We start from the raw sequence: 25,595 nt of genomic DNA, 5'->3' as shown, positions 1-25,595 counted from the left end.
GACCACAAGCGAGGAGGCGGAGAATGTTTAGCGGGCGGCTTGAGCGCGGAGGGCTCGTACATCCGCAGCGGAGGCGGTGGGTATTATGCCTTCATCTGGGCATAAGAAAAAGCCACCGTCTTTCGACGATGACTTGGTGGGAGCGGGCGGGCACAGCGCAGGCACGGTGCAGGCCCGCTGCGTACTCGCCTGCACGCAGGCTCAGTTACGCTGGTGCGGAATATCTTCTCTGGGGGACTGCGATTCCATGAATTCGCGAATGACTGCGTGGCGCGCGCGCACCTGATCTTCTGCCAGGATTTCCTCGGCGGAGCGCTGGTGTTCATGGCTGGCCAAGGCCTTGCGCATTTTCGAGAGGGCAATGTTTTGCAACTGGCGCACGCGCTCGCGGGTGACTTGGAACTTCGTGCCTACCTCCTCCAGTGTGAGCTCGTCGCGACCCTCCAGTCCGAAACGATGTTTAATGATCTCGGCTTCACGGGGTTCCAGCGTCGAGACGAGGGCGTGCAAATCGGCGTTGCGGGTCTTTTGCACCAAGGTATCGACCGGGCTGATTGCATTTTCGTCGCCCACGATTTCACCAAAGCAGCCCGAGTCACCGTTTTCGCCGATTGGGGCGTCGAGCGAAGCCGGGCGCACGCTCACGGATTTCAAGTGGGCCACGCGGCTGGTGGGCACCTGGAGCTCGATTGCGATCTCCTCATCGCTGGGCTCCCGGCCGAGCTCCTCGGTGAGCGCCATGGCGGTTTTGCGCATCTTGGAGATTTTATCCACCAAGTGGACTGGCAGGCGGATGGTTTTGGACTGGTTGGCCAGCGCTCGCTTGATGGACTGTTTGATCCACCACGCTGCGTAGGTGGACAATTTGCCGCCTTTGGTCGGGTCGAAGCGTTCGACCGCTTTGATCAGCCCGATATTACCCTCGGAGATCAGGTCGAGTAGCGGCAGACCGAAGTCCTTGTAGTCCATAGCGATCTTCACGACCAGGCGCAGGTTGGCCGAGATCATGTGGTCGCGCGCCGCCTTGTCCCCACGGCGAATGCGCCGGGCGAGCTTGATTTCCTCCTCAATGGTAAGAAGCGCTGTCTTGCCGATCTCTTGGAGGTAGAGCTGCAAATTGCTGCGCTCGGAGGGGGCTTGGTCGCGTGGCGCCGACCAGTCGGATTTCTCTAAAAATGAGGGCGGGGCGTCCAATTGGGGAGGCGTGTTGATCGATACGGTCCGAGCAAGAGGGGCGGACTCTGTGGAGTCGACCGGCTTGCGCATGGATTTAAGCTGGGAGGACATGGTGAAGAGGTGTTGAGCGTTGAAAGGTTACTCCCCGTCTATCGGCTGCGGCGGTTCATTGGGATTTGACCGGCCACAGCTGGAATCGTTCCAGCTAGCTGGGGGGGGGCAATTCACCTCGGTAGGAGGGGGGCGAAACGCTAGGGCAGGGTGGGTCAATCTGGCGCTTGGCCGCGCGGCTGGCCGTGCAGGTTTGGCGCGGCTGTGTGGGCGGGCCGTACACGGTGCGCTGGATTTGGCTTACAAAACAAAGTTGATCGGGGCGATCAGCACGACGAATTCGCCTTTGAGGCTGGTCTTGGCGAGGCGGTCGCGCACCTCGCCGGCACGGCCCACGAGGAACGTTTCGTGGAGCTTGGTGACCTCTTTGGCGATGCAGATGACGCGGTCCGGGCCGAGTTTTTCGACGATTTCGTCGGCGAACTTATCGATCCGGTGGCAGCTTTCGTAGAGCGCCAGGGTGAAGTCGAACTCGCGGTATTTTTCCAGAAATGCGCAGCGGGCCGATGTTTTGGCGATGAGGAAACCGGCGAACAGGAAGCCGTTGGTGGGCAGGCCACTGGCGCTGAGCACCGCCACCACGGCACAGGCCCCGGGCACGGGGACGACCGGCAGGTTGCGGCGGCGGCAGGCGCGCACGACACGAAAACCGGGGTCGCTGATGGCGGGCGTGCCGGCATCGGAGACGATGGCAACGGTTTTACCGGCGGCGAGCAGGTCGGCGAGTTTTTCGGCGACCTCGATTTCGTTGTGGTCGTGGTAGGCGAGCAGGTCGCGGCGTAGTCCAAAGCGGGTGAGCAGGCTCCCGGTGGTGCGGGTGTCTTCGCAGGCGACGAGGTCCACGGAGCCGAGGATGGCGCGGGCGCGCTCGGTGAGGTCCGCGAGGTTGCCGATGGGCGTGGCCACCACGTAGAGATGGCCGGGAAGCGGCGTGAGCGAGGCGTTGGGGGGAGTGTCAGCCATGGGCGCGGTCAACAGGCACAAAAAAATCCGGCCTGAGCGAGGCCGGATTTCGGGAGAGGTTTAGCGGTAACCACCGCCGCCGAGGCCGCCCATGCCTGGAATGCCACCTTCCCAGTTGGCGGGGCGGCTCCACGGAATGGTGCTGTCCTGCTCGGTTTTGGTCGAGCAACCGCTGGAAAGAAGCGAGGCGCCGCAGAGGGCGAGTGTAAGGAGGATCAGTTTAGTTAAACGCGGCATGGTGTTATTGAGCGAAAGTGGCGAGGTCGCCCTTGCTGAGGTTACCCTTTAAAGAATCGGTAACGATTTGGGCAATCGCGTAGTTTTCCTGACTGCTGCTGACCACGGCGGTGGCGAGGACTTTGCCACTGCGGCTGATGACGAGGTTTTGCTTGGGTTGGATGCCTTGGGCCGAGCCGGCCTTGATGACCACAAAGCCGTTGTCGGCACCGATGCTCACGACTTGAAAACCGTTCGCGTCCTCCACGACCAACGGGGTGGGGGCGGCGGCGCCTGGGGCGGTGTCGGCATTCACCCCAGGTAAGGATTTACCGCCGCGTGCGTTGGCTTTGGTGTTGATGGCGATCAGGTCAGTAATGCGTGCCTGGAGGTTGGCGATGGTGGCCTTGTACTCCTCGCTTTGCTCGGCGGCGGTGGTGGCCGCGGTCAACTTGATTTGGGCCAGTTCTTGTTTGAGTTGGCTGAGCTCCGTGGTGAGGGCTTGGGCGGCCTCGGTTTTGGCGGTGAGTTGGGTGCGCAGTTGGGTCGCTTCGCGCCCGAGTTGCGTGCTGCGGGCATCGGCGGTGGAGGCCTTGGACTTGGCATCACCCAGCTCGTTGTCGAGTGCTGCAAGGCGTTTTTCGAGGGCATCGCTTTGCGCAGCAGCCCCGGTGATTTTCCCTTGAAGTTGGGTGGCTTGCGTGGCTGCCAGAGCAACCTCTTGCTGGAGCTGTTCCTTGGCCGTGCCGATTTGGAAGAAGAAAAAGGTCGAGGCCACTGAGCCTAGGATGGCAATGACGCAGAGGATCAGGGTAAGGGGTTTCATGTGGGGTGTTTAACGCAGCTTCGCCCTCGGCAACCGACTTGAAAAGGGAAAAGTGGCTGCGGGGCTCAACGGCCACACGCTGGAGTCATTGGACAAGGGGTAAATACGTCAAATAAGCTTTCGGTCTGGAGTGGATGGACGACCTCCGTGTCGTCCGTGCCCGAGCCAGTCCACGCAGGGGTGGACCTCCTCTTTGCCAGTGAGTGGGTGGGTGAGATCCGGGCAACGCTGCTGGCGAAACCCATTTGGCGCCCCCCCCTGGATCCAATCTTTTTGCGGAGAATAGCATTTACCGCTTAAGCTTCGGCGCAAAGGGCCGTTCTAAAGGATGGAGCTTTCACGTGACGATCACCCCACTCACATCCGCCCAAACCGTGGACCGCGCACGGACCCTCGTTCTATCGGGGCGCGGGGCGGTGCTGCAGGATATGCTTAAGTTGATTCAAACGCTCTCCGGCAAGGTTGAGAATATTTGTCTCCAGGAACTTACGGATATTCTTGAGCGTGATCCCATTGTGGTGAGCCGGGTGTTGAGCGCGGCCAACACGGTGCGCAACAACCCCTGTATCTCTCCGCTGACCAGTCTTAGCCATGCGGTTCACCAGGTCGGTTTCCAAAAAATCAGCAGTATCGCCGTATCCATGATGCTATTGGAGGGCGCGGCTGGGACTACCCAGAGCCCTGAACAACGCGCCGCCGCCGCCCATGCATTGTGCGCCGGGCTCATTTCGCGTTCGTGTGCCGACAGCCTGGGTTACGCCGATCCGGATCTGCTCTTCGCCTGTGGCACATTGCGCAACCTCGGCGCAGTCCTGCTGCCCGCAATGGCGCCTGAGCATTGCCGCGAGGTCGGCCCGTTGCGTGAAACCATGCCCGAGGACCAGGCCTGCCGCCACATATTTGGTCTGACGCCGCTGGACCTGAGCCGCGAAATGATCAGCACTCTGCGCATGCCCAAGGAGGTCCTGTACGCCATGCAGGATTGCCAGCCTGAGGACATGACCGAGGTCGCCACCCACCTTTCCGGACGCATCCTCTGCATTACCGAATTTAGCTCACAACTGGCCTCGCTGGCGTTGTCGCCCAAACTCAGTTCCACCCAGTTTTTGGAGCAGGCTCAGGCGCTGGCTCAGCGCTTTGAACAAATCGTACCCGAGGCGGGGACGCTTATTGCTGCGGCGATGGAGCATACCCATGAACAGCTCACCGCCCTGACCCGGCACGGGAACTTCATCTCGCCTACGGTTTTTTCGCGGCTGCGAGCTCACGTCAAATTGATCACCCAGCCGCAGGTCGATCCCGCCAGCGCCGACGCGTCCCCCGGCGTTTCAACAACTGAGGTCACCGCCACCGCCACCGCCACCGCCACGACCAATGTTGTAACAGCCGAAGCGGGCCTCACTGCCGAAACCGACGCGCCTGCGCTCACGACCGCGCCCGTGACGAGGCCGTCCGCCCCGACCGACTCTTCCCGTGCGACCTCTCCCGTTGCGCCCCCCGCCGCCGAAGCCGAGTCCGAAGCGGAGCTACGCCTCGCCTCGGGCCAACCAATGGATTGGGCCGAGCAGCTCGCCGGGTCGATCGCCTTCGAGTCTCAAGCCGAAGCTCTCCCTGCGGATGCGTTGTCGTTGGGCGCCGAAGACCCGTGGGTGAGCGTGTTGGCCACCATTCAGCAGGTGATGCAGGCCGATCATTGCGCCATTTTCCTGGGCCGAAAGGGCGGCAAGCGCGCGAGCCTGCATCGGTGGACGGGTGGTTTCGGCGGAACCGGTGGGGCAACTCCCGTGTGCACCACCACCGAGCGCACGGTTTTTGGCGTGTGTTTGATGCGGCACGAAACGGTGCTGATCCACGATGGCTTTAACTCCAGTTTGGATAATTACCTGCCATTATGGATGGGGCGGGACACAAGTCGTCCAGGTGCGTTTTTGCTCTTTGCGTTGAGCACGGAACAACCTGCTGAAGGCTTTGTTTACCTGACGTGGAAAAAGCCGCGTAAAATCGTCGTCACAGCCGCGCAAACCAGCCTCATCCGCAGCCTCATCGCGCCGCACCTTGCGGAGTTTGCTCTTGTGGAGAGCCGGTGAGTTTAAATTGAGCGGTCGGCTTGAGCTCGTCGCCCGCTGCGCACCGCCGCCGCGCAAGATCCGCCGATACTCCGCCAACCTGTGCGCAGCCCCACTGCGCGTTTTTTGGCATCTTGGGACTGCCCCTTCTGGCCTTATTGCCGGCTCGGCACCTCGCCCCATGAAATCTTCCGGTTCCGGATTTTCCTTCACCCCTCGCTATGTAACGTGTGACGCCAACGAGGCCGTCGCTTCCGTCGCCTACCGGCTCAACGAGTTTATCGCCATCTACCCCATCACACCGTCTTCCTCGATGGCCGAGTCGTGCGATGAATGGGCGGCGGCCGGCAAAAAAAACCTTTGGGGGCAGGTGCCTCTCGTGACCCAGCTCCAATCCGAAGCTGGCGTGGCTGGCGCCGTGCACGGTGGACTCTTGGGTGGGGCGCTCACCACCACGTTCACCGCATCGCAGGGTCTCCTGCTGATGATCCCCAATCTCTACAAAATCGCCGGCGAACTCCTGCCGCTCACCCTGCACGTTTCGGCCCGCGCCATCGCCGCCCAGGGCTTGTCCATCTTTGGTGACCACTCCGATGTCATGGCCTGCCGCGCCACCGGTTTCGCGCTGCTGTGTTCCAATAACGGCCAGGAGGCCCAGGACCTCGCTCTCGTCGCCCATGCAGCCAGTAACCGTTCGCGTATCCCGTTCATCCATTTCTTCGACGGCTTCCGCACCTCCCACGAGGTTTCCAAAATCGCCACCCTTTCCGACGACGACATTCGCGCCGTCATCAGCGAACAGGCCATCGCCGAGTTCCGCACCCGCGCCCTCTCGCCTGACAAACCCGCCCTACGCGGCACCGCGCAGAATCCCGACGTGTATTTCCAGGGGCGTGAAACGGTTAACACGTTCTACGACCAACTGCCCGCCATCGTGCAGGGCGAAATGAACCGCCTCGCCGAGGTCACCGGCCGCCAGTACCGGCTCTACGAATACCACGGCCACGCCCAGGCCGAGCGTGTGATCATTGCCATGGGAAGCTCGATCGAAACCATCACCGAAACGGTGAACTGGCTGGTCTCCCACGGTGAAAAAGTCGGCGTTCTGGCCGTGCGTCTTTTCCTGCCGCTGGACGTTAAAGCGTTTCTCGCCGCACTGCCGTCGACCGTGAAGTCCATCGCCGTCCTCGACCGCACCAAAGAGCCGGGCTCCCTCGGCGAACCACTTTTTCTCAACGTCGTCTCGGCCATTGCCCAAAATCCCGGCACCTTTGCTGTCGCACCGCGCATCGTGGGTGGTCGCTACGGACTCGGTTCCAAAGAATTCACCCCCGGCATGGTCCGCGCCGCGTTTGCCAACCTCCTCCACTGCGAGCCGAAAAACCATTTCACCCTCGGCATCGTCGACGACGTCTCCGGCACCTCGCTCGACTACGACGAAAACTTCGATCTCGAAGCCTCCGACGTGCGTCGCTGCGTGTTCGTCGGGCTCGGGGCCGACGGCACCGTTGGAGCCAATAAAAACTCCATCAAGATCATCGGCGAACAGACCGATAACTTCGCCCAGGGCTACTTCGTTTACGACTCCAAGAAATCCGGTTCGGTCACGACCTCCCACCTGCGCTTCGGCCCGCGTCCTATCCAGGCCCCGTACCTGATCCGCCACGCCGATTTTGTGGCGTGCAGCCAGTTCACCTTTGTCGGTCGCCAGAAGATTTTGGATTACGCCGCTCCCGGCGCGACCGTGCTACTCAACTCGCCGCATTCCGCCGCCGCAACCTGGGCGCTGTTGCCCCGCGAATGGCAGGAAACGCTGATCACCAAAAAGCTGCGCCTGTTCGTCATCGACGCCACCGCCGTCGCCCAGGCCAGCGGCATGGGCCGCCGCACCAACACCGTCTTGCAGACGTGTTTCTTCGCCCTCTCCGGCGTGCTTCCGCAGGCCGAGGCCATCAAGCAGATCAAGAAGGCCATCGAGAAAACCTACGGCCGCAAGGGCGAGAAGATCGTCCAGATGAACTACGCCGCCGTGGACGCCGCGCTCGCCGGTTTGGCCGAGGTGGTCATCCCCGTTGCCGTCGATGCTGCTGCCGTCACTTCCCTTGCCCCGACGTATCCCGGTGCCTCCGAGTTCGTCCGTAATGTCACCGTGCGCCTGCTCGCCGACGAAGGCGACCGCCTGCCGGTGAGCGCGATGCCCATCGACGGCTGCTGGCCGACCGGCACCACCAAGTTCGAGAAGCGCAACATCGCCCTCGAAATCCCCGTCTGGGATTCCGCCCTATGTATCCAGTGTAACAAGTGCGCGATGGTCTGCCCCCACGCCGCCATTCGCCCCAAGTTTTATCCCGCCTCCGCACTCGAAGGCGCGCCCGAGGGTTTCGCCTCCACCAAGTTCCGCTCCAACGATTTCCCCGGCTACCTTTACACCCTCCAGGTCGCGCCCGAGGATTGCACGGGTTGCTCGCTGTGCGTGCAGGTCTGCCCGGCCAAGGACAAATCCAACCCGCGCCACAAGGCCATCGACATGGTCGAGCAGCCGCCCTTGCTCGCCAAAGAACGCGCCAATTGGGACTTTTTCCTCAAGTTGCCCGAGGCCGACCGCGCCAAGATCGACACCTCCACGGTCAAAGGTTCACAGTTCCTGCAACCGCTCATGGAGTTCTCCGGCGCCTGTGCGGGCTGCGGTGAAACGCCTTACCTGAAGTTGCTCACCCAGCTCTTTGGCGACCGCCTGATCATGGCCAACGCCACGGGCTGTTCGTCCATCTACGGCGGCAACTTGCCCACCACGCCGTATTGCAAGGACAACAACGGCCGCGGCCCGGCTTGGGCCAACTCCCTGTTTGAAGACAACGCCGAGTTCGGCCTCGGTCTGCGCCTCGCCGCCAATCAGCGTCTGGAAACCGCCCGCAAGCTCCTGCAGTTGCACGCCGCCGACGTGGGCCTGGAACTCGCGGAGGCGATCCTGAATTCGCCGCAGGCCTGCGAAGCCGACTACGCCGCCCAGCGCGAGCGTGTCATTGCCCTGCGTGCCGCGCTCAAGCCGCTGGCCTCACCCACCGCCAGCCGTCTCGCGGCTCTGGCCGACGACCTGGTTAAAAAAACCGTGTGGACCATCGGTGGCGACGGCTGGGCCTACGACATTGGTTACGGCGGTCTGGATCACGTGCTTGCCTCCGGAGCCAACGTCAAAGTCCTCGTGCTCGACACCGAGGTTTATTCCAACACCGGTGGGCAGTCCTCCAAGTCCACGCCCATGGGCGCGGTCGCCAAGTTTGCCTCCGGTGGCAAAGCCACGTCCAAGAAGGACCTCGCCCTCATCGCCGCGCAATACGGCCACGTTTACGTCGCCAAGATCGCCTTTGGCGCCAAGGACAGCCAGACGGTTCAGGCGCTGCGCGAAGCCGAGGCCTATCCTGGTCCGGCGCTCATCATCGCCTACTCGCACTGTATCGCCCACGGCTACAGCCTGCATCAGGGCCTCGATCAGCAAAAACTCGCGGTCGACACCGGCTACTGGCCGCTCTTCCGCTACGACCCGCGCCTGGCCGAAGCCGGCCAGACCCCGCTCAAGCTCGATTCGGCGCCGCCCAAGACCGACTTGTCCAAGTTCATGGCCAACGAAACGCGCTTCGGGATTCTGAAAAACATCGACCCTGCCCGCGCCGAGGTGCTCGCCGCCCAGGCTCAAACCGAGGTTCGCCGCCATTACGCGCACTACCAGCACCTGGCTGAACCCGTAAAAGTCGCGGTTGTTACGTCCGCTGCTCCTGCCGCTCCGTCCGACACGAAACCCGCCGCCAAGTAATCCCACCCCGCACTCCTGAAATGAATCTAGAAACCAAATACCTCGGCCTCACGCTGCGAAATCCCCTCGTCGTAGGTGCCTCGCCTTTTTGTGATAACCTCGATGCAAGTAAGCGGCTTGAGGAAGCCGGTGCGTCCGCGATCGTCATGCACTCGCTGTTTGAGGAGCAAATCGACCTCGAACAACAGGCGCTGATTCACCACATGGAAACCTCCGCCGAAAGTAATTTCGAGGCGACTTCCTACTTTCCTCATTACGACGATTATCAGCTCACTCCCGATACCTACCTGCGAGCGTTGGTGCGGCTCAAATCCGGCTTGTCCATTCCGGTGATCGCCTCGTTGAACGGCCGCCGTCTGGGAGGCTGGGTCGATTATGCCCGCCAATTGGAGTCTGCCGGTGCTGATGCGCTGGAACTGAATACCTATCAGCTCGCCACCGATCCTGATGTTTCCGGTGAAGACATCGAAACAGAAATCCGCTCCATCGTGCGCGCCGTCTCCGAGGCCGTGCGTATTCCTGTTTCGGTTAAACTTTCCCCCTTCCACGCCTCGTTGGCGCATTTTGCCGCCTCGCTGGAGCAACAAGGTGCGGAGGGGCTGGTGCTTTTTAACCGGTTTTTCCAACCAGATTTCGACATCGATGAACTCGAAGTGGTGCCCCGTCTCAAGCTCTCGTACTCGTCCGAGTTGCTCCTGCGTCTGCGCTGGCTCTCGATCCTCTCGCCAAAGCTAAAAGGTTCGCTGGCCTGCAGTGGAGGGGTGCATACGCCTGACGACCTGATCAAGTCGATTCTAGGTGGTGCTCATGCGGTGCAGATCGTCTCGGTGCTGCTTGAACATGGCCCCCGCACCATCCCGGTTCTCCTCGATGGCCTGACGGGTTGGATGAGCGAACATGGCCACGAGGATCTCTCGACCATGCGAGGTGCGCTCAATCTTAAACGCTGCCCGGACGCAGCCGCCCACGAACGCGCCAATTACATCAAGATTCTCCAAAGCTGGAAAATCTGAGTTCGGTGCACGAGTTCGTCTAAGCCCATGGACGAGGCCAGGCCGCGCCCTTTTTTGCGCCTGCACGCTGAACCACGGAGTGCACGGAATGCATGGGGTGGAAGCAGGACGCGGCAAGAAATCCGGGTTCGTTTTAGCCGCCGCTTTTGCGGATCGGAATCCATGCAATCCGAGCAATCTGTGGTTAAAGGATCGGCGGGTTAACCACGGAGTGCACGGAATGCATGGAATGGAAGGAGGACGCGGCAAGAATGCCCAGATCGTTTTAGCCGCCGTTTCTGCGGATCGGAATCCATGCAATCCGAGCAATCTGTGGTTAAAGGATCGGAGGTTAACCACGGAGTGCACGGAATGCATGGAATGGAAGGAGGACGCGGCAAGAATGCCCAGATCGTTTTAGCCGCCGTTTCTGCGGATCGGAATCCATGCAATCCGAGCAATCTGTGGTCAAAGGATCGGCGGTTAACCACGGAGTGCAGGGAATGCGTGGAATGGAAGGAGGACGCGGCAAGAATGCCCGGATCGTATTAGCCGCCGTTTCTGCGGATCGGAATCCATGCAATCCGAGCAATCTGTGGTTAAAGGATCGGAGGTTAACCACGGAGTGCACGGAATGCATGGAATGGAAGGAGGACGCGGCAAGAATGCCCAGATCGTTTTAGCCGCCGCTTTTGCGGATCGGAATCCATGCAATCCGAGCAATCTGTGGTCAAAGGATCGGCGGTTAACCACGGAGTGCAGGGAATGCATGGAATGGAAGGAGGACGCGGCAAGAATGCCCGGATCGTATTAGCCGCCGTTTCTGCGGATCGGAATCCATGCAATCCGAGCAATCTGTGGTTAAAGGATCGGCGGTTAAGGTGCAAAGCGTGCGAGTTGATTTGGGCCGGAGCGTGCAGGGGCGCCTCCGCTGCGGTCTCGGGGCAGTTCTCGCTTTGCTTTTCGGTTTCCGCTGTTCAATAACCGCAGGTCTTGAATCTCATCGATCGCTACCTTTTGCGCGAGTGGCTGAAAATGCTCGGGCTCGTGCTGGCCGCTACCCTCGGGTTGCTGCTCATGCAGGCGATGTTCGAGGATTTTCGTGACCTGCTGGCCAACGGCGCCCGGTTCACCGACGTGGTCATTTACTACATGATCAAGTTGCCCAGTTATCTGTCGGTCGTGCTGCCGCTGGCATTGCTGGTTTCGCTGCTCTACACCTTAGGCCAACTGCACCGCAATAATGAGATCACCGCCATGCGCGCGGCCGGCGTGGGCTTGTTTCGCATTACGCGCGGCATCTGGGCCGTGGGCGTGCTCCTGTGCGGGGTAATGTGGTACATCAACGCCACGGTGATCCCGTGGTCGATGGAGGAAGCCCGGGCGATCAAGGACGACATCGCCTATCGCCACGCCTCGAAAAGCCTCACGGTTGAGCACCTTGGCGTGAAGCCGAATGTTGCCTTCGATAACCGCAAGGACGGACGCATGTGGTTTTTTAATCGTTACGGCCAATTCAGCCGCCGCGGTTATGGGGTTACCGTGGTGGAACTCGATGGCCAACGCCGCGAAAAATCCCGGCTGTTGGCCCGCGAGGCTTCACGCGATCCAGTGCGCGGCGGTTGGGTGTTTCGCGACGGCCGCGAGCTCACCGTTAATGCCGAGGATGGTGAGGTCGAACGCTCCAAGCTGTTTACCGAACTGCATCGGCCGGATTGGGATGAGGATCCCGCGCTCATGCTCATTTTTGATGCCAAGCCCCAGAACCTTTCCTTTACGCAACTCCAGCGCATCATCGCCTTTTTCTCAGTCGACGATAACCCCAAGTTGAAGGCCTATCAGGTGCGGTATTATGGGCTTCTTGCGGACACGCTGGGACCGCTGATCATTATCGCTCTGGCCATACCCTTTGCGGTGAGCGGCGTGCGGGTTAATCCGGCCGTGGGTGTGACCAAGTCGCTCGGCCTGTTTGTGGTCTATTTTATCCTTCTTAAAACCAGCTCGATGCTCGGTGGCCGCGACGTGATTCCGGTGCTATGGGCGGCGCTGCTTCCGAGCCTGACGATGTTTGGCGCGGGGCTGTTCTTTTTGGCCCGCGTGCGCTGAGTCGGCAGCGTGGGCGTCCGGCGGGGTTTGCGCCGGAGCCGCTGGTGTGGCTGAAGGCGCTAGCGGGGAATCGTCGCTGAAATCGTTAACGATGCCCGCGTAGGCCTTGTCCTGCTTGTAAATCTGCAGGATGCGCCCGTGTTCGAAGTCAGTAGTCGGGAAAATTTGCGCGGCTTCGCCGGGCAGGAAAATCCCCGTGTAGGAGCGCTGGCGGTCCACCAATCGGCGAATGACAATCATGGTGTTTGTGCGCGATTTTGTGGCGAAAAAATCAACGGGACGCTGAATTCCATTAAGGTCAACGAGCTAGGTGCGATCACGCCTCAAGGCCACGAGGCGGATGTACTCAATGAGTACACAAAGAATGTGGTCTTGAGCGTGAGCTCAAGGAGGCCGTAAGCCTCACTTGAACGCTAATCAGTTTAATCAGTGTCCGCAGATACAAACGTACTCTGGGTTTTTGCAACCGGGGCAGGTAGCGGTGTTGAGATTAAAGCGGGCGACGGTCGCCTTCGCCTCTGGTGTCGCTTTGATCTGCACCACCGTGGGGAAATCGTTGCCCACAGGAAGCACGATATCGGAGAGCAGGCTGTTGCCGGTTTTGGTGAACGTCAGCGTGGTAGGTGCTGCGCGGTTGCCCGTGGTTACCGTGACGACCTGGTCGGCGGGAGCTACGGGTTTGCCGTCAGCGTCGATAAAGGTGATCTGCACCTTGCGCTCCGCTGTGACGAGGAACTCGGCGGGTGGCTTGCTCTTGGTGAGCATGCGGCCGCGATTAGGGCCTGCTATGATGGTTTCGTGAGCGGTGGCGAAGTTTGCACTCAGGGCGAGTGCGGCAATGGCGAGGAGGCGGAGGAGTTGGCTTTTCATAGTACTAGGATGAGGCGAGACTGTTTGGTTGGGGTTGGATTGTGACGGGAAATGGGGAGGGCAGAAAAAAAGGGCCGAGTTATTGCGCGGCGGCTGCGCCACGAGCCAGCGCTTGCTCGGCAGCACGGCGGCCGAAGGTGTAGAAGAGTAGCGGGGTCACCAAAAAATCGAGCAGCGTCGAGGAGACTAGACCGCCCACGATGACCACTGCGACCGGATGGAGGATTTCTTTACCCGGTTGGTCGCCCGCGAGCACCAACGGTATCAACGCAATGCCGGCCGCAAGCGGCGTCATCAGCACGGGCACCATGCGCTCCAACGTACCTCGCACCACCATCTCGCGGGTGAAGCCGAGCCCCTCGTGTTTCATCAGGTGCAGGTAATGCGAGATCATCATGATGCCGTTGCGTGCGGCGACCCCACCTACGGCTATAAAACCGACGAGCGTGGCGATGCTGATGTTGTCGAGTTTGAGCCAGGTAAACACCAGCCCGCCGACCAGCGCCAAGGGAATGTTGATCATCACCTGCAGCGCCAGTGACCAGCTTTGGAAATAGCCGTAGAGCAGGAAAATGATCACGGCGAACACCACCAAACTAAACAGGGCGATGCGCTGGGTGGCGTCCTTCTGCGCCCTGAACTCACCTTCATAGGTGATAAAATATCCCTCCGGTAGCGTCACCTTGGCATTCACTTCGTTTTGCAGCCGCTCCACGACTTTGCCCACGTCGCGTACCGTGGGCTTAATCGCCACGGTGAAGCGGCGCTGGCTGTTTTCGCGGAAAATCACGTTGGGGCCCCGCGCCTCGCGCACGTCGGCCACAGCCGACAGCGGAATGATTTGGCCGTTACCGGCCTTGATCGGCAGCTCGGCGATTTTTTCCGCTGAGTCGCGCCACGCCAGCGGCAGGCGGATAACCAGGTTGATGGCCCGCTGCCCCTCGCGCAGTTCCGCGATGGTTTTGCCGCCGATGAACGTGCTGAGTTGGTCGTTCAGTTCGCCAGGTGTCACACCGTAGGCCGTGGCGCGGTCGCGGTTCGCCTCGATGCGCAGCTGCGGGATGGTGGACTGCTGGTCGAGTTTGGCGTCCTCGAAGCCACGGATGCTTTTGGCAATGGTCTGCACCTCCGTGCCCAACTTGCGCAGGGTGTCGAGGTCCGGGCCGAAGATCTTGATCGCCACAGGCGCGGAGACTCCGCTGAGCATGTGGCCGATGCGGTCGGCCAATGGGCCGCCAACCACAGAAAAGGTCCCGGGCACGGTTTTTAGGCGGCGGTTAAGCTCGGCCAAAATCTCGGTGCGACTGCGCGCAGGCGGGCCTGCATGGGGGCCGTCACTGGCATCGCGGAAGTCCACATCGAACTCGGCGGTGGAAACCGGCACCACGTGGTCGCCGCGTTCGGCGCGGCCGAGGCGGCGGCCGACTTTGCGCACTTCGGGTACAGCGAGGATCTGCATCTCGATGACGTCGGAAATGCGGTTCATTTCATCAAGTGACGTGCCCGGCGCGGAGGTCACGGCGATGAGTGCGGTTTCCTCCCTGAAGGCAGGCAGGAAATCCTTGCCCATTTTGGGGTACAGCAGGAAGGCCGACACCATGCCGGTGAATACCAAGACGAGAACGGGAATCGGATAGTCGAGTCCGACGCGGAGGCTGGTGGCGCTCAGAATGCGCTTGAGGCGCACAACCAGCCAGCCGTCGTGGTGGGCATCCTTTGCGCTGGGGTTGAGCAGCAGCGAACACAGCACGGGGATGAGCGTGAGCGAGACGACAAACGAGGCGACCATGCTCACGATCGTGGCGATGGCGATGGGAGCAAAGAGCTTCCCCTCGACGCCGCTCAGACCGAGCAGGGGCAGGAAAACGAGGATGATTAACAGCGTCGCATAAAAGATCGAACTGCGCACTTCGCTCGATGCCGCCGAGATCACCTGCAACTTGGGTAACGGCGTGGCGCTTGAGGCGTTTTCACGCAGGCGGCGGAACACGTTTTCGACGTCCACGATGGCGTCATCGACCACCATGCCGATCGCCACCGCGAGGCCGCCGAGGGTCATCGAGTTTACCGTGATGCCGAAGTGTTTAAACGTGAGCAGCGTGATGGCGAAACTCAGCGGGATGGCCATGAGCGTGATGACCGTCGTGCGCACGTTGAGCAGGAACAGGAACAGCACCACCGTCACCATGATGGCGCCGTCGCGGATGGCGTCCTTGAGGTTGCCGATGGCGTGGTCGATGAAGTCCTTTTGCTGAAACAGGGTGATCGTCTCGACGCCGCGCGGCAGGGCGGGCTGCAACTCGGCGAGTGCCGCCTTGATTTGTGTGGTCAGGGCGCGGGAGTCGAAACCGGGGGACTTCGTGATCGACATGATGACGCCTTAGGTCGGCGTTTTTTCGGGTGTCTGGCTTACGGTGGCATCGCCGCGCATGGGCTCGATTCCCCAAATAACCGCAGCGACTTCTCCAAGCGTTACGGGGCGATCGTTGACGTGTTTAACCACCGTGCGGGCGAGGTCGCTCAGGTCGGTCGTCATGGCGAGATTGCGCACCATGATTTCGGTCGGGCCGGTGTTGATAAAGCCGCCGGTGGTGGTGCTGGCGGCGTGGGCGACGGCGGTTTCCAGTTCCGCAAAACTCACCTCGTTTGCCAGCATGCGGTACGGGTCGGGCTGGACTTCGATCTGCTTCACGCCGCCGCCCATGTTGAGGATTTCGGCGATTCCGGGAATGCTTTGCAGGCGCCGGCGGATGGTCCAGTCGGCGAGCGTGCGCACCTCGCTGGGTGGCAGGTAACCGGGTTCGCCCGCTGGCACGGTGCAGCGCACGCCCACGAGCAGGATTTCGCCCATGAGTGAGGCCACCGGAGTCACGAAGGGTTGCACGCCCTCGGGGAGTTGTTCGCGGGCTGTAAGCAGGCGTTCCTGCACGAGCATGCGGGCTTTGTAGATGTCGGTATCCCAGTCGAATTCGGCGTAAACGAGCGAGAGCGACACGTCGGAATTGGAGCGCAGGCGCGTTAGCCCGGAGACGCCGAGCAGTGCGCTTTCGAGCGGCTGCGTCACGCGGGTTTCCACCTCCTCGGGGGCGAGGCCGGGGGACTCGGTGAGGATGATAACGGTGGGCTTGGTGAGGTCGGGCAGGACTTCGACGGGCAGCGTGAGGCTGGATTGCAGGCCGAGCACGAGCACGATGAGCGCAATGCCTAGCACCACCGCCCGGTTTGCGAGCGACCACTGGATGAGTCGATTGAGCATGGTCAGTCGCTTTAGGGCTTGGGGTTGACCGAGGGCGGGACCCCTTCAGTGGTGTCCGGATTTGAACGGCCGACACCGGGGGCGGGCCGCGCGGACTTGCTAAAAAGGGTTACGAGAAACGCCACGAAAAACACGCCGCTGAGGATTTTCCAAAGCGTGCTGTCGCCGTGGGCGTGTTCGCTATGCGCATGGCCCTGGTCGCCCGAGGCCTTGGCTTTAGCGGCTTTGGACGTGGCGGTGATTTCGGAGCCATCGGCATTGTGTTCGTGGCCATGTGCTGCATCGAGAGCTTCTTTGAGCGACAGCGTGCCACCGCCCGCGAAGGCCAGCGAATAGGCGCCCTGGGTGACGACTTCGTCGGCGGGAAGTAAGCCGCTGATGATTTCAACGACACGATCATTACTGGCGCCGGTCACCACTGGAGTTTTCACAAACGCGTTGGCTAGATCGAAGTCCTTCACGTACACGAAGCGGCTCGAGGGCGTTCCCTGGATTGCGCTGCGCGGAACACTGGTGACGTCGCTGCGGTGCGCTGTGACGATTGAGAACTCAGCGCGCATCCCGGGGCGTAGTTTGAGGCCGGGGTTGGCCACTTGAAAGGCCGCCTCAACGGTGCCGCTGGCGGCATCGGCCAAGGCTCCAACGTGGTGAAGCTCGGTGGTGAAAATGTCTTCAGAGGCCGCGGTCACGGTGATCTGGGCCCGTTGCCCGACCTTCAGTCGGCTGGCGAGGTGCTCGGGCACGCGGGCAATCGCGTAGACGGTGGTCAGGTCGACGATTTCCGCCAGCGGCTTGTCGGGGTCAACTGGCTCGCCGACGACGGCGTGGACCGCACTGACGATGCCGCTAAGCGGTGCGTTTAACGTGACCGAGGGTGGCGGATCGCCGAGTTGGCGGCTTTCGACGAGAAAGGGGGATTCACCCTGATTAACCGGGTGGTCATGCTCAAGGTTTACGGCGAGCACTCGTCCCGGGATGCGGCTGCTGACGACGGCACGTTTGCCGGGTAAAACTTCGATGCGCCCCAAGGCGAATACGGTTTCGTTAAATACATCGGGCTCCACCTGCACGGTCTGGATGCGGAGGTTTTTAACTCCCGTCTCGTCGAGGATGATGGTGTTGGCGCGTCGATCGGAGGTAGCGGCCGCAAGCAAGGGGGCAACCAAGAGGGGCAATGCGAAGCGGAGCGGGTGGGTGAGGCTGACGAATTTCATCGGGGGGAAAGCAGGGCGCTGGTGAGCGGGTAAGTGGAGTTGGTGAGGGCTTCGAAGCGTACGAGTGCGGCGGCGTAGGCCCATTCGGCATCGAGGATTTCGCGGGAGAGGACGGATTGCGCGCGCTGGGCTTCGAAGACCTCGGTTAAGGGAATTTCACCCTGCGCGTAGCCGCGCCGGACGAGGGCGAGCGCTTCTTCGGTGGCGGGGCGGGCATCCCGGTTCAAGGTTAGGACGGTGAGGTGCGCGGTTTTTAACTCCTGCCATGCGGCGGCCAGCTGCGCGCGTAGTTCGGCCTTGATGGCGACCAACGTCTGCTCGGCGCCCGCAAGGCTGGCGCGGGCGGCACGGATGTTGCCCTGATTGTAATTGCGCATCGGCAGCGGCACCGAGACGCCCAAAACGAGCGCACCGTCGGAGTCCTCCCTGTAATAGCGCAGCCCACCGCTCGCCGTCACGTCGACGGCCGTCTGCGATTTGGCAACCTGCAGGGTGGATCGCTGGCTGGCGATGCGCGCCTGCTGTAGGGCGATGCGCGGGTTTTGGCCGAGTTGATCCAGCGCTAGCGTGGCGTCGGGGAGCGAAGCCGGGATTCGCAGTTCCCCAATCAGCGGGGCGAGCTCGGTGTCGGTGCCGTTCCAATACGTTGCCAGCGTGGCGCGGGTGCTGGCAGCGGCGGCTTGGGCGCGCGCGAGGTCGGCCTGGGCGGCCACCAGAGCGCTGCGGGCCCGCGCCGTTTCAGTGGGCGACCCTGCGCCGGAATGAACGCGCGTGGTGAGGGCTGCGAGCAGTTCACGGGCCTGCTTTACCGCATCCTCGGCAAGGACGAGGCGTTTTTCGGCAGCGAGGCAGGCGGTGTAGGCCAATGCGGTGGCGGCGAGCACGTCGGTGCGCTGCACCACAAACTCGGCGGCGGCCGCCTCGCGCTCGTGACTGGCGAGATGGATGCGCTTTTCGCGTTTGCCGCCGCGTTCTAGGGTTTGGCTCAATTGCAGCGTGGTTTGTGAGCGGCCAAGACCCGTGTAATCACCGGTGCCCAGCAGGTCATCGGCGCTGAGGGCCACCGTGGGTGAGGGGCGCTGCCCAGCCTGCTCGATCAACGCCTCGCTGGCCGTCTGAGCGTAGCCCAGTGCGGCTAGGCGCGGGTTGAGTTCGCTCGCACGCGCCAGGGCGACTTGCAGCGTGAGCGGGGAGTCGGACGGGGTTTGGCCAAAGCTAACCGTTGCCAAGGTTAGGGCCACGCAGCCAATCCGCGAAAGGTGAGGGTGCAGAAGGCGCTTCAGGGGCATAATAAAGGAGGTTAATGCAATTCAGTAGTCGCTCTCTATCGGCACAGGTAGGTGCCCAGTGAAGTGCCCATTTAGGCACGCAGGGAAAACAAAGCCGGTCCGCGCAGGGACGGCTTAAGCGACTAAAGCGGGGGCGCGCGCCGGCAAGGCGCTACGCCGCACAAACGACCACGTTCGGGCGAGTGACTCGCTAGCCGGGGTGGTGCCGGGACTAAATTGAGCACCAACGGGTTCTAGCGCGGTGGCTTCAAGCTTCGCCAGGAGAGCGCGGAGCTCGTTAACCCAAGCGTTCGCCGCGTAAAGAGCGGGAGCGGGTGTCGGGCTGGCGGTCGTGCGGGTAAAGTCCCGACAGGTTTCGTCTCCACAGGGTTCGTTGCTTGTTTGGCAGCAGGAATCGGTGTGCGAGACGTCTTGCAGCAAACCCGCTGCCTCCAGATCACAGTGCCAGGTCGCCGGCGCCCAAAGGGCCAGCACCAGCAGCGCAGTGATCTTGGCGAAAAAGGACACGTTGGGTTTTTGTGTTTTAGCTTGGGGGAACGTCAAGACGTGAGTTTCACTGAGGTTGAGGCCATTTCAGGGTGTTTCCTTCATGGAGTGGAAGTGTTTGGGGCTCAGGGGAACAACTTGGTTCTAAACTCAAAACAAGGATTTTGATTCTGCTTTGGTGGTATGAACTCCGAACACGACACAGCGAAGGGCAGTGGTAGGAGGACCCAGCAAGAAAGCCAGGTTCGCTGAAGCCGCCTCTTCTGCGGATCGGAATCCATGCAATCCGAGCAATCTGTGGTCAAAGGATCGGAGGTTAACCACGGAGTGCACGGAATGCACGGAGTGGAAGTAGGACGCGGCAAGAAAGCCAGGTTCGCTGAAGCCGCCTCTTCTGCGGATCGGAATCCAGGCAATCTGAGCAATCTGTGGTTAAAAGATCGGCAGTTAACCACGGAGTGCACGGAAGGCACGGAGTGGTAGGAGAACCCAGCAAGAAAGCCCGGTTTGCTGAAGCCGCCTCTTCTGCGGATCGGAATCCATGCAATCTGAGCAATCTGTGGTTAAAAGATCGGCGGTTAACCACGGAGTGCACGGAAGGCACGGGGTGGAAGGAGGACTCAGCAAGAAAGCCAGGTTCGCTGAAGCCGCCTTTTCTACGGATCGGAATCCATGCAATCTGAGCAATCTGTGGTTAAAAGATCGGCGGTTAACCACGGAGTGCACGGAAGGCACGGGGTGGAAGGAGGACTCAGCAAGAAAGCCAGGTTCGCTGAAGCCGCCTTTTCTACGGATCGGAATCCATGCAATCCGAGCAATCTGTGGTTAAAAGATCGGCGGTTAACCACGGAGTGCACGGAAGGCACGGAGTGGTAGGAGGACCCAGCAAGAAAGCCCGGTTCGCTGAAGCCGCCTTTTCTACGGATCGGAATCCATGTAATCCGAGCAATCTGTGGTTAAAAGATCGGCGGTTAACCACGGAGTGCACGGAAGGCACGGAGTGGTAGGAGGACCCAGCAAGAAAGCCCGGTTCGCTGAAGCCTCCTTTTCTACGGATCGGAATCCATGCAATCCGAGCAATCTGTGGTCAAAGGATCGGCGGTTAACAACGGCGTAAACGGAATGCACGGAGTGGGGGGACTAATTTTTTACTCCATCCCGTCTATTCGGTGCGATTACTGGTCAAACCCTGGATATGGAACTAAACGAACTCACCGAGAAAATAATTGGGGCCGCACACAAGGTTCTCTTCGCTCTCAAGCCCGGACTGGACGAGAAGCTTTACGAGCGGGCCCTAGTTATTGAACTCACCAAGCAAGGCCTGCGCACCGAGATCCAACGACCGTTTGAGGCTTACTACGATGGACACCTCATTGGCACACTCATCCCTGATCTGATAGTCGAGGGGCTTGTAATCGTGGACCCCAAAATCGTGACCGCTTTCAACGACACCCATCTTTCGCAGATGATTGCTACCTAAAAATTACGGGGCTGAAGACCGCGCTACTCCTCAACTTCAAATATTCGAGTCTAGGCATCAAACGCGTCTCCAATTGACCCCTTGGCCGAGCGGGAGAGTTCTGCAAAGACATAGTCGTCTTACAATAACCCGCCTCGGGCGTTGAGTGGGTTGCCTCCGGCCTCCAAAAGCCACTGTCCGGGCATCAACCGAGAGATCTAAGGGATCGAGTCTCCATCCTGCCCGTCGCTCACCAGCCGAACTGGCGTTTGATCCGCAGGGGTTCGTAGAGCTCGGGCGAGAGTTCGGTGATGAAGCGGCTCGGCGTGAGCATCATGCCGCCTGGGCCGGCCCGGGTGGCCACTTTCGGGTAACAAATGTAGAGCTCGTTTTTGGCCCGCGTCACCGCGACGTAAAACAAACGGCGCTCTTCCTCGACGTCGTCGGCTTCGATCGATCGGCGCCCCGGGAACATGCCGTCGGCCACCCCGATCACAAACACCACGTCAAACTCCAATCCCTTCGACTGGTGCACCGTGGTGAGTTTAACCGAATCGGGCGGCACATCGACGTGGCGCTCGCTGGTTTCACCGTTCATTAGTGCGACCTGCGAAAGCATCTCGGCCAGGTCGTCGAAGCGGCTGGCGAAACCGATCAGCGCCTTTAACTCCTCCAGGCGGTCGATGTAGTCGGCGTATTCGCCCTTCATGTAATCGCCGTACCAGCCGTCAATGGCGGTGGAGACGACCGCCTCGGGTTTGCCGCAGCGCATGGCATCGGAGATTTCTTTGAGCGAGGCGCAGAAGCTGGCCCACTCGTCCTTGGCATCCTTGGCGACCTTGCTCTTCACGTCGTCGGTGGCGAGCGCGTCGATGAAGTCGCGCTGCATGAGTTTGGCGTGGTCGAGGGCGGCGGCGTGAATCTTTTGCGCGCCCTTGTCGCCGATTTTTGGAAGGAGAATGGCGATGCGGTTCCACGCGGATTCGTTGCGCGGGTTGACCACGAATTGGACAAACGCGATCAGGTCGCGCACGTGTTGGCGCTCGAAGAACTTCACGCCGCTGGTGATCTGGTAGGGCACGCCGGCGCGGGAGAACGCCAGCTGGATTTCCAGCGCGTGGAAATGCGAGCGGTAGAGGATGGCGATTTCGCCGGGGGAAACGCCGTCGTCGTTAATTAACGAGCGCGTGCGTTTGAGGATAAAATCTGCCTGTTCACGGTCGTCGATAGCCTGGACGATCAGGGGTTTTTGGCCGTTCTTGCGGCAGGCGCGAAGCTCTTTATCGAAGTGGCGACCTTTGGGTTGGGCTTCGAGTACGCCGTTGGCGAGCTGGAGGATCTGCGGGGTGGAGCGATAGTTGGTCTCGATGCGGTGGATGAACGTGCCGGGGTGGCGGTCCTCAAACGTCATGATGTTTTCGAAATCCGCGCCGCGCCACGAGTAGATGCACTGCGCGTCGTCACCGACAGCCATCACGCGGTGATGCGGGGCGAGGGCGTCGATGATCTGCGACTGAATTGTGTTGGTGTCCTGGTACTCGTCGACGAGCACGTGGCGGAAGCGCTGGGCGAAATAGGCCGCGACATCGGGGGCTTTTTTCAACAGCTCCAGCCACAGTTCGAGCAAGTCGTCGTAGTCGAGCACGGCCTGGGAGCGCTTCCTCTCCGCGTAGGCGGCGGCGAAGGCCGGCAGCATGTGTTTGATCTCCGAATACTGGGGGAAGTAGCGTTCGACGGTAACGCCGACGCTGCGCTGGGTGTTGCGGGCGAGCGAGAGGACGTTGAACAGCGGGCCCGGCTTGGGGTTGGTCTTATCTTTAAAAAACAGCTTGTTCTCGATTTCGACCACCTGCTTGAGCATCGCCTCCGACTCATCGGCATCGAGGATGGTGAAATTTTTCTGGAGCCCGATGGCCTCGCCGTAGATGCGCAGGGCGCGGTTGCCGATGGAGTGAAACGTGCCGCCCCAGAACCGCCCCGGCTCGACCCCGGTGAGGTCGTGGACCCGGTGGAGCATTTCCTTGGCGGCCTTGTTGGTAAAGGTGAGCAGCAGGATCTCGGAGGGACGCACGCCCTGGGAGAGCAGGTAGGCGACGCGGTAGGTGAGGGTGCGGGTCTTGCCCGAACCGGCGCCGGCGAGGATCAGGAGCGGGCCGGGCTCGGCGGTGACGGCGGCGAATTGCTCGTCGTTAAGGGCCGCGCGGAAGTCGATGGACGGGACGCTGTCACGGGAGGCGGTGCGGTCGGAGGAAGAGTGGTGGTTGTCCATGCGCGAAGCGGTCAGGCTCGCGCAAACAGCGTTGGGCGCAAAGCGAAAGTTGATCCCAAATCCTCTAACCAACGTCCAACATTCAACGCTCAACATTGAACATCCAATCAACCGCCGCCTCCGACCGTTGAATGTTGGACGTTCAATGTTGGGTGTTGAACGTTCTCCTCCTTAGGTTGCTCACGGGCGCTGGTACACGGCCGCCTCACCGGTGCCCGCGTGGGGAGCGATCCATACGCGGTATTCGCCCGACTCCACCCGGTGCAGGCCGGCGCGGTCGATGAAACCGAGCGCTTCGTCGGTGAGGGTAAACTCCACCGTGCGGCTTTCCCCGGGCGCGAGCGTCAACCGTTGCCAGCCGCGTAACTCTTGCGCGGGCCGGGCACCTTCCGAGCAGGCGACGTCGCGCACGTAGAGTTGCGCTACGGCTTCTCCCGTTCGGCTGCCGGTGTTTTTGACGGTGGCACGCGCTCGAGCAGATTGCCCGTCGATTGTCGGCGGGACGATTTCAACCGAACCGTAGCTGAATGTCGTATAGGTGAGCCCGTAACCAAAGCGGTACAGCGGGTCGCGCGTCAGGTCGCGGTAATCCACCATGTCGGGCCGACCGGTGGTCGCGTAGTTGTAGTAAACCGGCACTTGCCCCGTCGCCCTCGGGAACGACATTGGCAGGCGCCCGACCGGTGCCAGATCGCCGCAAAGCATGGCGGCGAGCGCGGGACCGGCTTGCAGTCCGGGGTGCCAGGCTTGCACCAAGGCGTTGGCCTTTTCGGCGGTCTCGGTGAGCGCCAGCGGGCGTCCGCTAAATACCACGACGACCAGCGGTTTTCCGGTGGCAGCGAGAGCGCGCAATAACTCCGATTGCCTACCGGTGAGGGTGAGTTCGGCGCGGGAGGCGTTTTCGCCCGACCAGCCGCGCGGCTCGCCGACGGCGGCAATGATTACATCGGCCTCGCGCGCGGCGGCGACGGCAGCGGTAAAATCAGTTTCGTCGGCTACTGCCGCAGTGTGGTTGGCAGCTTCGTCGATGACCACGGAGCCGTCAGGCAGAGCGCGTGTGCGTGGGCCGGAGGGGAGTAAATCGCAGCCGCGATTAACCGTGAGTGTAGCGGTGGTTCCCAGTCGTTCGCGCAGGCCCGTCGCGAGCGTGACAACGTCTTCGCTGCGTCCGTGGCCGGGCCAGGTTCCGAGCATTTCTGTCGCGTCGTCGGCCAGCGGCCCGACCAGTGCGATGCGGCGCACGCGTGCGGCGGGGGTTGCCTCCGCACCCTGCGTTGCAGGCGACACGGCGAGCGGTAAAACGCCGTCGTTTTTAAGCAAAACGAGGGATCGGGCGGCTGCTTCGCGGGCCAACGTAACCGCGTCCGCTTGCATGAACGCTCGTGCTGGGGCCGTGGGATCGGCGAACGGGGTTTCAAACAGGCCGACGCGCAGTTTCAGGCGGAGGACGCGCCGTACGGCTTCGTCGACTACAGCCAGTGGCACGCTGCCGTTGGCGACTTGGGATGCGAGGGTTTCGCGGTAGCAGCCGGAGATCATGTCCATGTCGTTGCCGGCCAGCAGTGCGCGGCGGGCGGCTTCAGCACGGTTGGCCGCGTAACCCCATTCGATACTCTCCGCGACGCTGTTCCAGTCGCTCACGACCAGGCCGGTGAATTTCCACTCATCGCGAAGAACGCCGTTGAGAAGCGCGCCGTTGGCGACGGCCGGGATGCCGTCGATGGCGTTGAAGGCGCTCATCACGCCGAGAGCGCCGGCTTGGATGCCGGATTCGAAGGCGGGCAGGTGGGCGTTACGCAGGGTGAACGGCGTGATGTCCGTGGTGTTGTAATCGCGCCCGCCGGTCGTCGCGCTGTATCCGACGAAATGTTTGAGCGTGGCCGCCGCGCGATCGGGCGCAGCCGGGTTGCTGCCCTGAAACCCGCGCACCGAAGCGGCGACCAAACGCGCGCCGAGATACGGGTCTTCGCCAAAGGTCTCGGCGACGCGGCCCCAGCGTGGGTCGCGGGCCAGATCACACATCGGCGCGAAAATCCACTCGGCGCCCACCGCACGTGTTTCGCGGGCGGCAACGGCTTGAGTGCGTTCCACCAGGTCCGTATCCCACGCCGCGGCGAGGGCGAGTGGGATGGGGAAAGTCGTGCGGTAGCCGTGAATGGTGTCGGCCCCAAAGAGCAGCGGAATGCCGAGGCGAGATTGGCCGACAGCGGCGTTCTGGACCTGATTGCGTAGCGCGGTGGCGATCTCGGGCGGGGCGCTTAAGATAAACGAGCCGTAGCGGCCGGCGCGCACATCGGCCAGTGCAGCTTCGACGTGCTCGGGGGTGTGGATGACGCCCTGGGTGAGTTGGCCCAATTTCTCGTCGAGCGTCAGGCGCGCCAGTAGGGTTTCAACGCGGTCAGGGGAGGACGGGGTTTCGGCGTGCATAATAACCGCGAGTAACGGGACGAGGATGGCGAGTGGCAGGCGCATGGTGCGTGGGCGT

General features: G+C 61.5%; 15 protein-coding genes and 2 pseudogenes. 5 read left to right on the top strand and 12 right to left on the bottom strand.

Features of this window, described 5'->3' with window-relative positions; translation table 11 throughout:
* Nucleotides 1–201: 201 nt before the first annotated feature.
* The 4 genes from H2170_08025 to H2170_08010 form a co-directional block, all read right to left on the bottom strand.
* Nucleotides 202–1,287 carry an RNA polymerase sigma factor RpoD/SigA gene (locus tag H2170_08025; protein ID MCS6300038.1) on the bottom strand — a complete coding sequence of 362 codons (1,086 nt, stop codon included), beginning with the start codon at nucleotides 1,285–1,287 and terminating at the stop codon, nucleotides 202–204.
* 240 nt (nucleotides 1,288–1,527) lie between these two features.
* A complete protein-coding gene (gene rsmI, locus H2170_08020; GenBank protein ID MCS6300037.1) occupies nucleotides 1,528–2,250 on the bottom strand; it encodes a 16S rRNA (cytidine(1402)-2'-O)-methyltransferase in 723 nt (240 codons plus the stop codon).
* Nucleotides 2,251–2,310: 60 nt separating this feature from the next.
* Nucleotides 2,311–2,487, bottom strand: coding sequence for a hypothetical protein (locus H2170_08015; GenBank protein MCS6300036.1), 177 nt, complete (start codon nucleotides 2,485–2,487; stop codon nucleotides 2,311–2,313).
* 4 nt (nucleotides 2,488–2,491) lie between these two features.
* A complete protein-coding gene (locus H2170_08010) occupies nucleotides 2,492–3,292 on the bottom strand; it encodes a hypothetical protein (GenBank protein ID MCS6300035.1) in 801 nt (266 codons plus the stop codon).
* Nucleotides 3,293–3,633: 341 nt separating this feature from the next.
* Between H2170_08010 and H2170_08005 the strand changes: the two genes are divergently transcribed.
* From H2170_08005 to H2170_07990, 4 genes are all read left to right on the top strand, one after another.
* Nucleotides 3,634–5,379, top strand: a complete 1,746-nt coding sequence (locus tag H2170_08005; GenBank protein ID MCS6300034.1) for an HDOD domain-containing protein — start codon at nucleotides 3,634–3,636, stop codon at nucleotides 5,377–5,379.
* A gap of 160 nt (nucleotides 5,380–5,539) precedes the next feature.
* The gene (gene nifJ, locus H2170_08000; protein ID MCS6300033.1) at nucleotides 5,540–9,169 is read left to right on the top strand and encodes a pyruvate:ferredoxin (flavodoxin) oxidoreductase; all 3,630 of its coding nucleotides are present in this window, start codon (nucleotides 5,540–5,542) and stop codon (nucleotides 9,167–9,169) included.
* 20 nt (nucleotides 9,170–9,189) lie between these two features.
* Nucleotides 9,190–10,182 (top strand): dihydroorotate dehydrogenase-like protein, encoded by a 993-nt coding sequence (locus tag H2170_07995; GenBank protein ID MCS6300032.1) that lies wholly within the window; start codon nucleotides 9,190–9,192, stop codon nucleotides 10,180–10,182.
* Nucleotides 10,183–11,154: 972 nt separating this feature from the next.
* Nucleotides 11,155–12,267: an LptF/LptG family permease gene (locus H2170_07990; GenBank protein MCS6300031.1), complete on the top strand. Its 1,113-nt coding sequence runs from the start codon at nucleotides 11,155–11,157 to the stop codon at nucleotides 12,265–12,267.
* Here the strand turns inward: H2170_07990 and H2170_07985 are convergent.
* The 6 genes and pseudogenes from H2170_07985 to H2170_07960 all read right to left on the bottom strand — a co-directional run bounded on the left by H2170_07985 (nucleotide 12,196) and on the right by H2170_07960 (nucleotide 19,403).
* Nucleotides 12,196–12,507, bottom strand: coding sequence for a hypothetical protein (locus tag H2170_07985; protein MCS6300030.1), 312 nt, complete (start codon nucleotides 12,505–12,507; stop codon nucleotides 12,196–12,198). The two genes, H2170_07990 and H2170_07985, sit on opposite strands and share 72 nt — an antisense overlap.
* 186 nt (nucleotides 12,508–12,693) lie before the next feature.
* Entirely contained in the window at nucleotides 12,694–13,137 is a 444-nt protein-coding gene (locus tag H2170_07980) for a hypothetical protein (GenBank protein ID MCS6300029.1), read from the bottom strand.
* Between the two features lie 79 nt (nucleotides 13,138–13,216).
* A pseudogene (locus H2170_07975) lies at nucleotides 13,217–16,393 on the bottom strand (efflux RND transporter permease subunit).
* A gap of 11 nt (nucleotides 16,394–16,404) precedes the next feature.
* Entirely contained in the window at nucleotides 16,405–17,607 is a 1,203-nt protein-coding gene (locus H2170_07970) for an efflux RND transporter periplasmic adaptor subunit (GenBank protein MCS6300028.1), read from the bottom strand.
* Nucleotides 17,604–18,896, bottom strand: coding sequence for a TolC family protein (locus H2170_07965; protein MCS6300027.1), 1,293 nt, complete (start codon nucleotides 18,894–18,896; stop codon nucleotides 17,604–17,606). Before H2170_07965 ends, H2170_07970 begins: the two co-directional genes overlap by 4 nt.
* A 114-nt stretch (nucleotides 18,897–19,010) precedes the next feature.
* A complete protein-coding gene (locus H2170_07960; protein ID MCS6300026.1) occupies nucleotides 19,011–19,403 on the bottom strand; it encodes a hypothetical protein in 393 nt (130 codons plus the stop codon).
* 1,174 nt (nucleotides 19,404–20,577) lie between these two features.
* Here H2170_07960 and H2170_07955 point away from each other — a divergent pair.
* Nucleotides 20,578–20,939, top strand: a pseudogene (locus H2170_07955) (GxxExxY protein).
* Nucleotides 20,940–21,091: 152 nt separating this feature from the next.
* Here H2170_07955 and H2170_07950 read toward each other — a convergent pair.
* The gene (locus H2170_07950) at nucleotides 21,092–23,110 is read right to left on the bottom strand and encodes an ATP-dependent helicase (GenBank protein ID MCS6300025.1); all 2,019 of its coding nucleotides are present in this window, start codon (nucleotides 23,108–23,110) and stop codon (nucleotides 21,092–21,094) included.
* A 180-nt stretch (nucleotides 23,111–23,290) separates the two neighbouring features.
* A complete protein-coding gene (locus H2170_07945) occupies nucleotides 23,291–25,582 on the bottom strand; it encodes a glycoside hydrolase family 3 C-terminal domain-containing protein (protein ID MCS6300024.1) in 2,292 nt (763 codons plus the stop codon).
* Between the last annotated feature and the right edge of the window lie 13 nt (nucleotides 25,583–25,595).

Origin of the sequence: Opitutus sp. (assembly GCA_024998815.1) — a bacterium.
In the GTDB taxonomy this organism is placed as follows: domain Bacteria; phylum Verrucomicrobiota; class Verrucomicrobiia; order Opitutales; family Opitutaceae; genus Rariglobus.
This window is presented reverse-complemented; position numbering and strand designations above follow the sequence as displayed.

Coding starts and splice junctions, on each gene's coding strand:
- H2170_08025 (MCS6300038.1), bottom strand. CDS start 1,287: ATGTCCTCCCAGCTTAAATCCATGCGCAAGCCGGTCGACTCCACAGAG.
- rsmI (MCS6300037.1), bottom strand. CDS start 2,250: ATGGCTGACACTCCCCCCAACGCCTCGCTCACGCCGCTTCCCGGCCAT.
- H2170_08015 (MCS6300036.1), bottom strand. CDS start 2,487: ATGCCGCGTTTAACTAAACTGATCCTCCTTACACTCGCCCTCTGCGGC.
- H2170_08010 (MCS6300035.1), bottom strand. CDS start 3,292: ATGAAACCCCTTACCCTGATCCTCTGCGTCATTGCCATCCTAGGCTCA.
- nifJ (MCS6300033.1), top strand. CDS start 5,540: ATGAAATCTTCCGGTTCCGGATTTTCCTTCACCCCTCGCTATGTAACG.
- H2170_07995 (MCS6300032.1), top strand. CDS start 9,190: ATGAATCTAGAAACCAAATACCTCGGCCTCACGCTGCGAAATCCCCTC.
- H2170_07985 (MCS6300030.1), bottom strand. CDS start 12,507: ATGATTGTCATTCGCCGATTGGTGGACCGCCAGCGCTCCTACACGGGG.
- H2170_07980 (MCS6300029.1), bottom strand. CDS start 13,137: ATGAAAAGCCAACTCCTCCGCCTCCTCGCCATTGCCGCACTCGCCCTG.
- H2170_07970 (MCS6300028.1), bottom strand. CDS start 17,607: ATGAAATTCGTCAGCCTCACCCACCCGCTCCGCTTCGCATTGCCCCTC.
- H2170_07965 (MCS6300027.1), bottom strand. CDS start 18,896: ATGCCCCTGAAGCGCCTTCTGCACCCTCACCTTTCGCGGATTGGCTGC.
- H2170_07950 (MCS6300025.1), bottom strand. CDS start 23,110: ATGGACAACCACCACTCTTCCTCCGACCGCACCGCCTCCCGTGACAGC.
- H2170_07945 (MCS6300024.1), bottom strand. CDS start 25,582: ATGCGCCTGCCACTCGCCATCCTCGTCCCGTTACTCGCGGTTATTATG.